A 14,497-nucleotide genomic window follows, 5' to 3' on the forward strand; every position below is an offset into this window, starting at 1 on the left:
ATCCGGAGGGCTTTATTCTTGTCGTCCAAAACTGGATCAGTTGTTCTTCACCACCGACACATGGCCCGCAGCCCAACCACCCGGCCAGACTTCGGCTTCGCCATTGCGAAGCGTGCGAACCAGTCCAATCGGCACATCCTTGGCAACCAGAACGTCGCCATCTGCACCATCATCAAAGGTCGGTTCGGTCTCGGCAAAGCGGCCGGTATGCCCCAGTTGCGGTTCGCACGGGGTATAGACCGAACAACCGGAATAGTTGGTCGGGTTGTTGGTGGTGTTGACCGCAGCACCCGTCGTGCCGCAGGCAGCAACCACGGTCATCAGTTCAACCGCACGCGCCTTTGCACAGCCAAACACCCGGTGATAGCCAGATGGTGTCAGCGTCATGGACGGGACCAGCAACAAATCAATATCAAGCGGTGCCAGCAGGCAGGACAAGGCCGGCATTTCAATATCGAGACAGATCAGCACGGCAACATTCAGCCCACGCCATTTGATGACATTAAAAGCCTTGCCCGGTGTCAGGTTCCAGTTTTCCGGTTCCTGTTCGCCCGGGGTCAGGGAAAGCTTGTCCTGAATGATGGCATCGCCTTCGGGGGTGAAAATCATCGCGCTGTTGGTTTGCCCGGCATCTGGATTTGAAGGATCAATGTGCCAGGGCATGCTGCCTGCAACTAGAAGCATATCGTGCTTTTTGGCAAGCTCGGCACCATATTTGCGGGCCTCGGGCGCACGGTCGGCCATCCAGGCGATTTCCTGACCGGTTTGCAGACCATCGGGCTTAAAGGCCAACCATTGTTCGCTGGCATATTCCGGCAAGACAAAGATCTTTGCCCCCTGCTTTGCCGCCTCGGCCATCTGGACATCAACGTGATTGGCCCACCCCGCCATGTCTTTAACGGGTCGGCCAAGGTTCGTCGCCCAAAGGGCCAGGGTTACATATTCGGGGAAGGATGCCGGAGACGTCATGATCAGCGTTCCTGATATTCAGAGGGGCGTTTAGCTAAAATCGGCATGATCCGGCCATCAAATGACAGCCGGACCAGAGAGATCGGGAATGGAACCAGACTTAGTTTTTAAGTTTGGTCCAGACACGGTTACGAAGATCGCGCGCCTTGACCGAGCAGTTCTGCGACGCGATCAAAAGGTCTGCGTACTCTTCTGGCATGTTCACGGCCGGATCGGAATTCAACGCCGGATCCATGAATTCGCCAGTCCCCTTGATCGAGTTCATGTAACCGGCATAGTTCGATGCCTCGGCCGCATTTTCCGGCTGCATCATCCAGTTGATGAAGGTCTTGGCATTTTCAAGGTTCGGCGCACCCGCCGGAATGACGAAGTGATCGGCCCAATAGGTCAGGCCTTCCTTTGGATAGACAAATACAGCCTCGGGGATGCTTTCCTTGGTCCGGTGGGCGGCACCGTTCCACTGCATGTGCATCTGAACTTCGCGGGCCGACATGCGGTCGATGGTGCCCTCAGAGCTGTAAACAGCAATGTAGGGCTTCTGTTTTGTGAGAACATCAAGAACCTTCTGGGCCTCTGCCGGGTCCTCGGTGCATTTTTCAACACCGGCATAGTAGGACGCGGCATTAAACATTTCGACTTCGTCGTTCAGCGCGCCAATCTTGCCACGGAATTCTTCGCGCGGTTCGAAGAATTCTTTCCAGCTGTTTTCAAGTTCGCCGTCAACCGCGGCCGCATCATAGGTAAAGCCGGTGGTTCCCCAGAGATAGGTCACGGAGTATTCGCGCTCCGGATCGTATTTCATGGTGTCGTGCGGCTTGGCAACATTGCTGAAATTCTCAAGGCTTTTGGCATCGAATTTTGTTGCCAGACCTTCCTTGATCATCACGTCAACCATGTAGTCGGACGCGACAGCAATGTCATAGCCCGACGCACCGGCCTGAAGCTTTGCCAGCATGGTTTCGTTGGAATCATACACATCAAGGGTCACCTTGATGCCGGTTTCCGCTTCGAACTTTTCCATCAGTTCCGGCGGAAAATAGTTCGACCAGTTATAGAAAAACAGTTCGCCATCCGCCTTTGCCGAACCGACCGACAACAAGGCGATCGCAGATGCTCCCAGAAGCACAGAACGTAGTTTCATCGTGAGACTCCCAAATAAGGACGGTGAGTTGTTTTGTTATTCGGATGGCCGGCCCGTCCGGGAACCGGCAATCCCGTTTTGAATTTCAGAGATCAGTATCGAATACGATCAATCAGGAACGAGATGCTGACAAACAAGATTGAGACAATCAGCATCATCGCGGAAACAGCATTGACCTCGGGCGTGATCCCGATCCGGATCATCCCGAAAATATAGATCGGCAAGGTCGTCGCCCCTGCACCGCCAACAAAATAGGAAATGACAAAGTCATCGAGCGAGATGATGAAGGACAACATCGCGCCCGACAAAATCCCCGGCCACAGCAACGGCAGGGTCACGCGTCGGAAGGCTTTCCATTCATTGGCATACAAATCATTTGCCGCCTCCACCAGTGCCGGGTCCATGCCCTCCAACCGTGCGCGGATCGGCAGATAGGCAAACGGAATGCAAAAGACTGTATGGGCAATGATCACGGTCAGAAGCCCAAGCTTGATACCCAATGCGACGAAGAACAGAAGGGTCGCAATCGCGGTCACGATTTCGGGTACGAGCAACGGCAGAACCAACATGGCTGAAACACCTGCCTCGCCCTTGAACCGGCCACGTGACATACCCATCGCAGCAAGGGTGGCGGCAATGGTGGCCAGCACGGTTGCCGAAACCGCAATTACGATGGAATTCTGGGCCGCACGCAGCATGTCATCATTGGAAAGGGCTGTGACATACCAATCCATGGTAAAGCCGGTCCAGATCGTCGCCAGACGGTTTTCGTTAAACGACAGCGCGATCAGAACGACAATCGGCAAATACAGATAGGCAAAGAAAAACATTGCCGTCGAGGTGATCCCGCGAAAACGCCACAGCGGGTTGGAAGCATCGACTTTCATCGGCTTTCCTCCGGCAATGATTTGAACTTGAACGAATAGACCATCATCGAGATCAGAACGAGCGCCAGAAGCACAAAGCCAAGCCCCGCGCCAAGCGGCCAGTTCCGTGCCGCACCAAACTGGCTGCCGATCAGGTTGGCAATCATCATGAACTTGCCACCGCCGAGAAGTTCCGGCGTTACATAGGCTCCAAGACACGGAATGAAGACCAGAATGCAGCCCGCGGCAATGCCCGGTGCCGAAAGCGGCAAGATCACCCGGCTCATCGCGCGGCGCTTGTCCGCGCCCAGATCAAAGGCCGCCTCGACCAGTCGATGGTCAAGTTTTTCAAGGCTGGCATAGATCGGCAAAACCATGAAGGGAAGGTAGGTATAAGTCAGACCGATGGAAACTGCGTACGGCGTGTAAAGGACATCAAGCCCGCCGGTTTCAATCCCCATCCAGTTCAGCGCCCCATCAATCAGGCCGCCATTGCGCAGCAACAGCATCCACGCATAGTTCCGCACCAGAATGTTGGTCCAGAACGGAATGGTCACCAGAAAGATCAGGAAGTTGCGACGGCTTTGGGGTTGGGTTGAAATGTAAAACGCTGTCGGGAAACCCAGCAAAAGGGCAAAGACCGTGGTCATTGCCGAAAGGCCAAAGGAACGGGCAAAGATCTGAAGGTAGTCGGTATTGACCACCAGATTATCCATCAGATCGCGTTCAAAGATGAAACTGATATACGCATCCATCGAGAATACGCCCCAGTTCACCCCACCATAATCGCCGCGTTCCAACATCGAAACATAGGCCATCTGCAACAGAGGCACGGCCATGAAGAAGCCGATATAGACCACCGCAGGTGCGACCAGCCAAAATCGTTTGGATCGTATGATATTACCCATGATCAATCCGCCAGCACCCGAATGGAGTCAGGGGACATGGTGATGCCGACACGCTCGCCTCGGGCGAAATCGGCCTTCGCACCCGATCCGTTTTGCATCCGGACTGTCAAAAGGGCGTCATTGCCGAGATCAATCTGATAGGTCGTATCCGTGCCGAAATAGATGACGGTCGAAACGGTCCCGACAAGCTGATTGGCCCCGGCCTGGCTTTCCGCAACCAGTCCAAGACGTTCCGGACGAACCGAAACCGTCACCTCGCCACTGCGTTGACTGGACACATCCTGTGTCAGTTCAATCACCTGACCACCGCCAAGCTTTACGGCACGTTTGCCAGCACCATTATCGACAAGATTGCCAACAAGGAAATTACTGTCGCCGATAAAGTCGGCAACAAAGCGGTGGGTCGGGGCTTCATAGATTTCACGGGGCGCCCCGATCTGAAGAATTTCGCCCGATTTCATAACCGCAATGCGGTCTGACATCGCCAGTGCTTCTTCCTGATCATGGGTGACAAAAACAAACGTAATCCCGGTTTCTGTCTGCAGGCGTTTGAGTTCGACCTGCATTTCCTTGCGCAATTTCAGATCAAGTGCCGATAGCGGTTCATCAAGCAGCAAAACCTTTGGCGCTGGGGCCAATGCACGGGCCAGTGCAATACGTTGCTGCTGACCACCCGAAAGCTGGCTTGGCACGCGGTCGCCATATTGGGCGAGCCGCACAAGTTCAAGCATCTCTTCGGCGCGATCATCGGCCTGTTTGCACGCTACACCCTGCATTTCAAGACCGAACGTGATGTTCTGCCGGACCGTCAGATGCGGGAAAAGTGCATAGGATTGAAACACCGTGTTGATTGGCCGCTTGTAAGGCGGAAGGTCATTCAGCGCCTTTCCTTCGAGCAAAATTTGCCCCGAAGTCGCCTGTTCAAACCCGCCGATCAGACGCAGCAAAGTCGTTTTGCCACAGCCCGAAGGACCCAACATGGTGAAAAATTCATTCTGAAAGATATCGACAGATACGTCGTCCAATGCCGTGACTTTATCGGCACCCGACCCAAATGTTTTTCCAACAGACTTTGCCGAAATGACTACTTCTGACATGCACTTCCCCGAATTTGTATTTTGTAAAATGATATAAAATCTACAGAGACTTGCAATCCAGTGGTCGAGAAAGCGTCGATATTTACAGAAGTTCCGCAATATCCGCCTTAAAATGGCATCCAAACTGGTTCTGATTGCGTCATATAGACACTTTACAAAATAATGTGCAGCGCACTATTCCCGCAAAACGAGGACTTCTGAGGCAGAAAGGCAATCAGAGAGCGCCAAACGCGCGGAAATCGCTGTCAAATCAGACAATGCCGGCGTCACGCAGCTTGGCAATCTGGTCGTCGCTAAGGTCAGCCACCTTGCGCAAGATTTCATCACTGTGTTGCCCCAGCATCGGCGGGGCTTTTTCGTCCGTGATCGGTGTCTTGGAAAACTTGATCGGGTTGGCAACTGTCGGGACCGTTCCGGCCGTCGGATGATCAAGCTGCTTGACCATGCCGCGATGCTTTACCTGCGGGTTATCAAACACACGATCAAGGGTATTGATCGGACCGCAGGGTACATTGGCCTTTTCAAGCGCATCAATCCATTCGTCGGTGGTTTTGGCCACCATTGCCTGACGGATTAGCGGTACCAGTTCAGTGCGATTGGCCACCCTGTTGCGGTTGGTGGCATAGCGTTCATCAAGCGGCAAGGCATCCAGCCCCGCGACCGCGCAGAAGCTTTTGAACTGGCTGTCATTGCCAACCGCCAGGATCAGATAGCCATCCGCCGTCGGAAAGGCTTCGTAAGGCACGATATTGGGATGCGCATTACCAAGGCGGCCCGGTGCATTACCGGTCGCAAGATAGTTCATCGCCTGATTGGCAAGAACGGCGGTCTGCACATCGAGAAGGGCGAGATCAATATACTGCCCCTCGCCGGTTACATCGCGGTGACGCAAGGCAGCCAGAATGCCAATCGTTGCGTAAAGCCCGGTAAAGATATCGGCAACCGCAACGCCAACCTTCATCGGCTGCCCACCCGGGGCACTATCGGGCGCACCGGTGATGCTCATCAACCCGCCCATGCCCTGGATCATAAAGTCATAGCCCGGGCGATCCTTATAGGGGCCATCCTGACCAAAGCCCGTGATCGAGCAATAGACGAGTTTCGGGTTCACCTTGGAAAGGGTTGCATAATCAAGGCCGTATTTGGCAAGTCCGCCGACCTTGAAGTTTTCCAGCACCACATCACTTTCGGCTGCAAGATTGCGCACAATCTCCTGACCTTCGGGTTTGGTAATATCAATTGTCAGTGATTTCTTGCCGCGATTGGCGGTGAGGTAATAGGCCGCTTCGGTCGTGTCTTCACCCTTTTCATCCTTGGCAAAGGGCGGGCCCCAACCGCGGGTATCGTCGCCAGCGCCGGGACGTTCGATCTTGATGACCTCGGCACCCATATCAGCAAGGGTCTGGCTGGCCCACGGGCCCGCCAGTACGCGCGAAAGGTCAAGAACACGAAGCCCGGAAAGTGCGCCAGTCATCTGAATATCCCGAAATATCGACTTGGAAAAAGCTGGTAGAAACAAATCGGGCGACAACATTTCTGCTGTCGCCCGATCAGGGTATTTGGATCAGCCTTCGGCGGTGAAGGCCTGAATTCCGGTCTGTGCACGCCCGAGGATAAGGGCGTGAACATCGTGGGTACCTTCGTAGGTATTGACCGCCTCAAGGTTCATCATGTGGCGGATGACATGGAATTCATCGGCGATGCCGTTACCGCCATGCATGTCACGGGCTACACGGGCAATTTCAAGTGCCTTGCCGCAGTTGTTGCGCTTCATCAGTGAAATGGCTTCCGGTGCGCCCTTGCCTTCGTCAAGCAGGCGACCAACCTGAAGCGCGCCCTGCAGGCCAAGGGTGATTTCGGTCTGCATGTTGGCCAGTTTCAGCTGAATCAGCTGGTTCGCCGCAAGCGGACGGCCGAACTGTTTACGATCCATGGTGTACTGACGTGCAGCATGCCAGCAGAATTCTGCAGCCCCCATAGCACCCCATGCAATGCCATAACGCGCCTTGTTCAGGCAACCGAACGGGCCACCAAGGCCCTTGACGTTCGGCAGCATGTTTTCTTCTGGCACAAAGACATTGTCCATGACGATTTCGCCGGTGATCGACGCACGCAGAGAAAACTTGCCTTCGATTTTCGGTGCCGACAGCCCCTTCATGCCTTTTTCAAGGATGAAACCGCGAATAACACCATCGTCATCTTTGCCCCAAACAACAAAAACATCTGCGATCGGGCTGTTGGTGATCCACATTTTGGCACCCGAAAGGGTGAAACCACCATCGGTTTTGCGTGCACGGGTTTTCATGCCGCCAGGATCGGAACCGTGATCCGGCTCCGTCAGGCCAAAGCAACCAACCCATTCACCGGTTGCCAGTTTCGGCAGATACTTCTTGCGCTGTTCTTCGCTGCCATAAGCATAGATCGGATGCATCACGAGCGAGCTCTGAACCGACATTGCCGAGCGATAACCTGAATCAACGCGTTCCACTTCGCGGGCCACAAGACCATAGGCCACGTGGTTGACACCCGGTCCGCCATATTCCTCGGGGATGGTTGGGCCAAGCAGGCCAAGCTCACCCATCTCGGTCATGATTTCGCGATGGAAAATCTCATGACGGTTGGCTTCCAGAACGCGGGTCTGGAGGTTTTCCTGACAATATGCACGGGCCGCATCGCGGATCATGCGTTCGTCTTCGCTCAACTGCTCTTCAAGCAGGAGCGGATCTTCCCAATGAAACGGTGCGCGGCTTGCCATTCACATGGTCCTTTATGAATTTTTCTACAGAAAGCAGGGGCAGCGCCATAGAAGGGCGAGATGACGCTACCCCTGAAAAGCTTAGTTGCTTATGGGTTAAAGCTAGGAACTCGCCAGCCAACTTGCAAATGATAAAAGTGATGCGGTTTATGCAAAAAACTCATAAACTATCCTGAATTGATCACATCAGGATATCGTCTTGGCCCGTCGCATTCCCAGCCTGAAGGCACTCAGTTGCTTTGAACAGACTGCCCGTTTTGGCAGCGCATCGCGCGCAGCAGAGGAGCTTTATCTGACACAAAGTGCTGTCAGTCGCCAAATACAAGGCCTTGAAACCTGGCTTGGATGCAAACTGTTTGCCCGCGAAAAGCAGCGATTGGTCTTAACGCCAGAAGGCGAAAGCTATCTGCAATCCATTCGACCTGCCCTTGATCAGCTTGAAAGTGCGACCTTGACCCTTTTGTCGGGCGGATCGGAAAGCGGGGTTTTGACGGTTGCCGCACCGCCGACATTCGGATCGCGCTGCCTTATTCCATTATTGCCTGACTTTCGGGCCAGATATCCCGACATTGCGATCAATTTCATTTCGCGGATCGGCATGCCCGATTTTGATCGTGAACAGATTGATATCGCGGTTCTGTTCGGCGAAGGAAAGTGGTCGGAACTTGACGCCCACATCCTGCATGGCGAGGAAATGGTCCCGATCTGCAGCTCGCAACTGGTTGCCAATCTGGGACGCGCGCCACAGCCAGAAGACTTGCGAAACTTTCCGTTGCTACATATCGCGACCCGGCCGAGCGGTTGGGCCGATTGGCTTGCGGCAAGCGGGCTTAGTGATATTGACGGTGAAAACGGACCGAAGTTTGAGCATTTCACCATGGCGATGCAGGCCGCCGTTGCCGGACTTGGTGTGGCGTTGTTGCCGACCTTTGCAATTACCGATGAGCTGGCAACCGGCCGGATCATTGCCCCGTTCGGCCAACCCAAGGCCAGTCCGTTTCACTATTACGCCTGCTGCCCGAAAAGCCGCGCTCGGCTTCCCAAGATCCGGGCCTTTATGAACTGGCTTGATCAACTTGATACGGTAAAGAACCTTGCCCGTGAAATTGCCACTCAGGCCAAACTGGCCTGATCAGCTTGCCTTCTGATCGGCTGATAGCGCACGCAATGCGTTCATCCCGCGGCGGCGCAGCACGTCGGCATCTTCCGGACCATCGACAATCTCAAGCAAGCGTACCGTGGCCATCAAATTGCGCTGTGCGTTCGGAACTTCTTCGGGTGTTAGTCGACGCATGCTGTCCACACCTGCACGGCCGATCTGATTGAGCTTTTTCTTGAGCTCCACCACCGCTTTGGCGGCTGAACTCTGGGCTGCGAGCACATCGGAAATGCGGGCGGTTTCGGCAATTGCCTCGGCCGATTTTTCCGCGGCCAGGACTTTCTCGTCATCGAATTCCTGCGAGAAAATCGGACGGGCAAGTGCACCACGACCCGATCCCGGACCTTGAGCCGCTTCAAGCTTTGGCAAGGCATCGATCACGCGTTCCGGCGTTGCGCCAAACATCGTATCGGCAAGCGCGCGCGATACCCGACGACGGGTTTCAAGCAGCTTTTCACCCCAACGGCCATCCTTGCGGATTTTAAATTCGCGGGTGATGCGGACAAATTCCGAAGCATACCAGCGGGCCAGTGACAGGATGTGGGCTTCGTCCTTACCGGTGCCGACACCTTGTTCAATCTCGGTTACCGTCTCTGCCAACAGGTCAATGATCAGATCACCGGTTTCAGCAAGGTTGGTTTTCTCGATTGTGCGGTCATCAGACTTGGTCGACAGCACACGGATCAGCTTGAACAACTCGCTCGGCCGCAAAAGGCGCGCCAAAACCGCGAGCAGGAACATCGGCTCAAGCCCAGGCTTATCCTTTGAGATCGACATGAACAGGTCACGCAACCATTTCACATCGCTTGCATCGAGCACCCTGATCGGTGCGGACGGGAAGCGTTCACGCAACTGCGCAATTTCGTCGCCAACCCGCAAGATCTTGCCGACTTCGGCAAAGGCCGTAAGGTGAATGCGCGAGCCAAGCCGGGTTGCCAATGCGCGCTCCTGCTTCACCCCGGTATGAGAATTTTCAAGTTGATCCTCAATCGTCTGCGCCCCGATTTGCCAAAGCTTACGCTCTGCGATGGCGAGTTTTGCAGTGTCGCGGGTCGCAGCAGCCTTGTCGATGTCTTTCATCACCTGCTGGAATTCGGGACCACCGGATTCCACCACAACATTCCAGATTGGCATCAGCGATGACCGGCTGATCCGGATGCTTTTGTCATTCGGCTCGCCAGAGGTCAGCAGGTCTTCAAACGGATCGCAGAACTGACGCATCGGTGTCGGATAGCGTTCCGGTTTGAGCGATGCCAGACGCGGGCGCAGGATCTGAAGAATGGCTTCATGGGGCAATGGCAATTTGGGATCGGCACGATCACTTTCGATCGCGCGCGTGAAGCGGGCAATTTCGTTACTGCTGAGCGATTCAAACAGTTTGCCAAGTTGCGAAACGCCAAGCTTTCCGGCGTCTTCAATCTTCATGCCGACTGTCTCCTGAAGCGTTCGAGACGATCCATCATATCGGCGTCAATTTCACCACTGCCCAGCTTACGCAATTCACCAGCCCAAAGCATCTGATTAACCCGTACATCAGCCCAGAACTGCTGTTCGGACTGCTCAATCTCTGAAAGCGGCAAGACCGGTGCAAAACTTGCTACTTCCTCGACGGTTTCGCGCTGTTTTGCGCGATCCGTCAGAGATCGCCTATCCCATACATCAATCAGTTCCTGCCAACCATCAAGCAGCCACCAGAGATACTCAATCGTCTCACCGATGGCCTTTTTGGCAGTTTCCCAATCCGTCAGAACCTTGCCAAGTTCGCTGTTCCAGCTATCAACTTCCTCGATGCGCTTCAAGGCATGATTACTTGTCGAACGGGTCGCACTAACGATACGTCCGGCCATAAAGCGGAAGTCGGACTGTTCGGAATTTGACCATTCCTCGATATCCTGGGCAAACTTTTTGAGCCCGTTGGCCAGAACACGAAGCTGCCCCTGACATCCCTCAAGGTCCAGACCGACCGGGGCGATCATCTTGCTCCATTCGCCAAGGCTATCAATGATGGTATCGTTTGCGACCTTGTGCTCGGATGCAAAGCGGTTCAGCGCCCGGCGAGCGCGAATCTGACCTTCGGTGGTCATCAATTCTTCGCGCTTCATGTCCTTGACAGCATCACCACCAAGTTGGCGCAAGGCCTGATGGAGAACCGCCATCTGACCGAGTTCGCGTGATGCTTTTTCCGTCCAGTTGCGCCGCGTGCAGGTGCGCGCCAGTTGCACCCCGCCAACGCCGGTACTGCCAACGTCGCGACTATGCTCCAGAACCGTTTGCGGACGGACATCCTCCAACTCGATAAGGCGGTCGTAAAGCATGCGGTCATGAACCGAAAGATCGAACACTTCGCGCAATGTATCGAGCGGTAATTCATAGGTGCCAAGTCCGCCAGACAGACCGGGCAACATGATCATTTTCCGTCCGGCCTTGCCAATGGAAACGCGCGCGTAACGCAGGGTCTTGGTCGTAAACGGAGTCCTGACACCGCGCGAAGCAAATGTTTGCGGCAAGCACGCCAAAGGATCGTCCGGCACCTCATGCGGTTCAGGAGACTTGTGGCTGACGGAATTTACGATCTTCTGTTTATTCATTCTTGGCTTTGGCTAAGCGGTATCGGCGCTAATGTCTGATGGTCACCCTGACGCCCCTTTAAGGGCAGGATTCCCGGCGTAAGAAAGCAGTACGTAATGAACATTTTGTCATTTTGGCCAGAAATTCTCGGGACAACTCAGACTATCCCGACAAGGTGGTAATTACATTAACAACCTTCCCCGAAATTACCACCATCAACTGGCGGCGCCAAATTGCCATTTTTCACCGAATGTCAGCAAGTCCTTATAGTGTCTCTTGTGCTTTTTCCCACGTTTTCACATACGCCTTCCATTCCGCACCATCCGGAATGGATTCATCAACCGTCAGGAATGCCCGACTGTCGATCATGATGGCCACTTCTTCGGTTTCCACCGGTGCCTTGACCATCTTTGTCTGATAGGCGCTTGGATGTGGTCCGTGCGGGAAACCGCTTGGATGGAATGTTGCCATTCCGGCCTTTATTTCGCCGCGACTGAAGAACTCGCCTCGGTGATAAAAAATGAACTCATCTGCATCTTCGTTCGAATGATAGAACGGCACACGCATGATACCGGACTCGCCCTCTCCTACCTTGGGGATGAAGGTGCTGATTGAAAAGGTCTCTGTGACAAAGGTGCACGACGCTGCGGGCGGCGTTCTCTGACCGTCGGAGCGATGTTTTGCAAGGTCGCGCCAATTCAGCTTCACCACACAAAGATCGCCTTCCCAACCAATCGCGTCCAGAGGGTTGAACGGATAGGTCAGGGTCGAAACCTGCCCACGGCGCTTGATGTGAATTTCCCAGAAGGCATCGTCTTGCTGGGCAATGAAGGCGTCATCAATTCTGGGCAAGGTAAACAGCATCGGGTTAATCGCGCTTGGCCCGCCCTGTGCTGCGTCCGGCAGCTTGAAGGCCGATGCCGTTGCCTCGATCATCATAAATTCTGAAAGTTCAGATGGCTCAATCCGCCAGGCGGTGCCGCGCGGTAAAAGGATATAGTCCCCGTCGCAATAGGGTAGATGACCGTAATCGCAAAACAGTGCCCCGGACCCGTTGTGAACAAAGATCAGCGTATCGCCATCCGCATTACGGGCAAGCGCATGCATCTTGTTTTCGGTTTTCCAGTAACGTACTTCCATATGATCATTGTGAAGCACTCGACGGGCCTGCAATGGGCAGGCCGGGCCTGGTGAAAGCTTGCCAAGGGAAAACGCCCGTGGTCGCAAAGGTCCTTCAAATGTCGCCCAGCCGGCCGGCGGGTGACGATGATAAATTTGCGCGGACGGCCCCGCGAAGCCGGCACGTCCGACTTCGCGCTGATATGTTTTTTGGTCGCCTTGCCCATCAGAGCGCGCGACACATTGACCTTCGCTGTTTGGAAGCCTGATCCAGTTCGTCATGTGATCCTCCCAGATCGGTTTTATCGGGAGCCAAACGGAGTGGATCGCAACCATGCCCCCTTTCTACCGATATGAGAAAGAAGTGGTTGTTTTTCAAGCGTTACGAATTGGAAACACAAAATCATTGAGCGCCTTACTGCGCCAAAAAAATCAACCTGTGATATCATCGTAATTCTCGAAAGGCGGTGCATAGATCAGGGACCGAAAACGATGTCAGATCGCAATACCCAGCAGGCCATTTTTCTGAACCAAGGCAAAGGCCGCAGCTACGACATGGGCCGAATCAAGGCCAATTTTAAGGCTGATGGTCAGGAAACAGCCAATCAGTATTCCATTTCTGAATGGTGGATGGAGCCAAACACCAAAGGTATCGGCGCGCATTCTCACGATGAGGGGAACGAGATTTTCTATGTGCTGGAAGGCACAATGAGCTTTCTGATCGGTGAGAACTGGCAGGAAGCAGAAAAAGGCAGTTTTATCTATGTTCCGGCTGGTGTGCAGCACGACTTTGGGAACCGCAGTTCGGAAAAGGCAGGTGTGCTGAATATCTTCGCACCCGGCGCGTTTGAAGAAAACATGCCCAAAATCGTTGAATGGTTCAAAGACAACCCACCGCAGAATGTCACCTGATGGCCTGCCAGTCATAGCGTCGCATATAGTCAAGGAATGCACGCATGGCAGCACTAGGAAGACGACGATCCGGATAATACAAGAACCAATGCGGCAAGGTCTGGCTCCACTCAGAGAGCACCTCCACCAGCTGACCAGTCAGTATATAGGGCTTGGCGTAGTCCTCGAAAACATGTGCCAGCCCCATGCTTGCCAGGGCGGCCTGCAATTCGTTATGCGCCGTACTGACCGTCAAGCGGCCGGTGGGCGAGATTTCGAACTCTTCATCCCCCTCGACAAATTTCCAGTTAACAAGCCTACCATTGGAAAACCGGCGTTTGATACAGTCATGATTTATAAGGTCATCTGGCGACCTAGGCTGGCCGTGCTTCTTAAGATATTCAGGCGAAGCAACAATCGCATAACGAAGCGCCGGACCAAGCGGAAGTGCGATCATGTCCTGTGCGAGCTGCTTGCCAAACCTTACGCCTGCATCAAACCCTTGTTCGACAATGTCGATGACCGCCGCATCACTGATCAGTTCAATCTTCACTTGCGGGTAAGCATCCATGAAGTCGAAAGCAAGCGGGCACAGAAAATGATCAATTGCCGGTGCAGGCGCATTTATACGTAACGTCCCGGACGGGCTGTCTCTCAATTCATCGACTTCGGCAATCGCAAGCCTGATATCGCTTAGCGCTGGCATCAATCGTTCAAGAAGACGCTGCCCTGCTTCTGTCGGGGAAACACTTCTTGTTGTCCGATTAAGCAACCGGATCCCCAATGCCTCTTCCAAAGCGTTCATTGTCTGGCTCAATGCCGAAGAAGATACGCCGCGCTCGAGTGCGGCCGCACGGAACCCGCCGCACCGAACGATGGCGACAAACACATCAAAGCTGTCTAGACGCATTGCACTCATTGCGAAGTATATCTAATCAATCTGGTTAACTTTACATATATTATCAGATCAATTTTCCTCTGTCATGCTCGTCTGATGGATAACGTTGCGCTCCAATTGCTTCCT

Annotated in this window: 13 protein-coding genes; 2 read left to right on the forward strand and 11 right to left on the reverse strand. The window is 54.0% G+C overall.

Going from position 1 to position 14,497, the window contains the following annotated elements; genetic code table 11:
* Window positions 1-36: 36 nt before the first annotated feature.
* The 7 genes from FHI25_RS02665 to FHI25_RS02695 all read right to left on the reverse strand — a co-directional run bounded on the left by FHI25_RS02665 (window position 37) and on the right by FHI25_RS02695 (window position 7,736).
* Entirely contained in the window at window positions 37-969 is a 933-nt protein-coding gene (locus tag FHI25_RS02665) for a nitrilase-related carbon-nitrogen hydrolase (RefSeq protein ID WP_210514867.1), read from the reverse strand.
* 100 nt (window positions 970-1,069) lie between these two features.
* A complete protein-coding gene (locus FHI25_RS02670; RefSeq protein ID WP_064787450.1) occupies window positions 1,070-2,110 on the reverse strand; it encodes an extracellular solute-binding protein in 1,041 nt (346 codons plus the stop codon).
* A 92-nt stretch (window positions 2,111-2,202) separates the two neighbouring features.
* The gene (locus FHI25_RS02675) at window positions 2,203-2,997 is read right to left on the reverse strand and encodes an ABC transporter permease (RefSeq protein WP_063088623.1); all 795 of its coding nucleotides are present in this window, start codon (window positions 2,995-2,997) and stop codon (window positions 2,203-2,205) included.
* Entirely contained in the window at window positions 2,994-3,884 is an 891-nt protein-coding gene (locus FHI25_RS02680) for an ABC transporter permease (RefSeq protein ID WP_210514872.1), read from the reverse strand. The genes FHI25_RS02675 and FHI25_RS02680 overlap by 4 nt, the downstream gene beginning before the upstream one ends.
* 2 nt (window positions 3,885-3,886) lie before the next feature.
* Window positions 3,887-4,981, reverse strand: a complete 1,095-nt coding sequence (locus FHI25_RS02685) for an ABC transporter ATP-binding protein (protein WP_210514875.1) — start codon at window positions 4,979-4,981, stop codon at window positions 3,887-3,889.
* 250 nt (window positions 4,982-5,231) lie between these two features.
* On the reverse strand, window positions 5,232-6,455 hold the full coding sequence (locus FHI25_RS02690) for a CaiB/BaiF CoA-transferase family protein (protein ID WP_210514878.1): 1,224 nt from the start codon (window positions 6,453-6,455) through the stop codon (window positions 5,232-5,234).
* A gap of 90 nt (window positions 6,456-6,545) precedes the next feature.
* Entirely contained in the window at window positions 6,546-7,736 is a 1,191-nt protein-coding gene (locus FHI25_RS02695) for an acyl-CoA dehydrogenase (protein ID WP_210514881.1), read from the reverse strand.
* Between the two features lie 199 nt (window positions 7,737-7,935).
* Between FHI25_RS02695 and gcvA the strand changes: the two genes are divergently transcribed.
* Window positions 7,936-8,868, forward strand: coding sequence for a transcriptional regulator GcvA (gcvA, locus tag FHI25_RS02700; protein WP_210514884.1), 933 nt, complete (start codon window positions 7,936-7,938; stop codon window positions 8,866-8,868).
* Here gcvA and FHI25_RS02705 read toward each other — a convergent pair whose 3' ends face one another.
* The 3 genes from FHI25_RS02705 to FHI25_RS02715 all read right to left on the reverse strand — a co-directional run bounded on the left by FHI25_RS02705 (window position 8,869) and on the right by FHI25_RS02715 (window position 12,621).
* The gene (locus FHI25_RS02705; protein WP_210514887.1) at window positions 8,869-10,320 is read right to left on the reverse strand and encodes a hypothetical protein; all 1,452 of its coding nucleotides are present in this window, start codon (window positions 10,318-10,320) and stop codon (window positions 8,869-8,871) included. It abuts the gene before it with no gap.
* A complete protein-coding gene (locus FHI25_RS02710; RefSeq protein ID WP_246878867.1) occupies window positions 10,317-11,483 on the reverse strand; it encodes a hypothetical protein in 1,167 nt (388 codons plus the stop codon). The genes FHI25_RS02705 and FHI25_RS02710 overlap by 4 nt, the downstream gene beginning before the upstream one ends.
* Before the next feature lie 244 nt (window positions 11,484-11,727).
* Window positions 11,728-12,621 carry a homogentisate 1,2-dioxygenase gene (locus FHI25_RS02715; protein WP_349237956.1) on the reverse strand — a complete coding sequence of 298 codons (894 nt, stop codon included), beginning with the start codon at window positions 12,619-12,621 and terminating at the stop codon, window positions 11,728-11,730.
* Between the two features lie 453 nt (window positions 12,622-13,074).
* Here FHI25_RS02715 and FHI25_RS02720 point away from each other — a divergent pair, with 453 nt between their 5' ends.
* The gene (locus tag FHI25_RS02720; protein ID WP_210514894.1) at window positions 13,075-13,494 is read left to right on the forward strand and encodes a cupin domain-containing protein; all 420 of its coding nucleotides are present in this window, start codon (window positions 13,075-13,077) and stop codon (window positions 13,492-13,494) included.
* Here FHI25_RS02720 and FHI25_RS02725 read toward each other — a convergent pair.
* Window positions 13,487-14,392, reverse strand: coding sequence for a LysR family transcriptional regulator (locus FHI25_RS02725; protein ID WP_210514897.1), 906 nt, complete (start codon window positions 14,390-14,392; stop codon window positions 13,487-13,489). The two genes, FHI25_RS02720 and FHI25_RS02725, sit on opposite strands and share 8 nt — an antisense overlap.
* Between the last annotated feature and the right edge of the window lie 105 nt (window positions 14,393-14,497).

The sequence above is a fragment of the Thalassospira sp. ER-Se-21-Dark genome, assembly GCF_017922435.1.
Lineage (GTDB): Bacteria > Pseudomonadota > Alphaproteobacteria > Rhodospirillales > Thalassospiraceae > Thalassospira.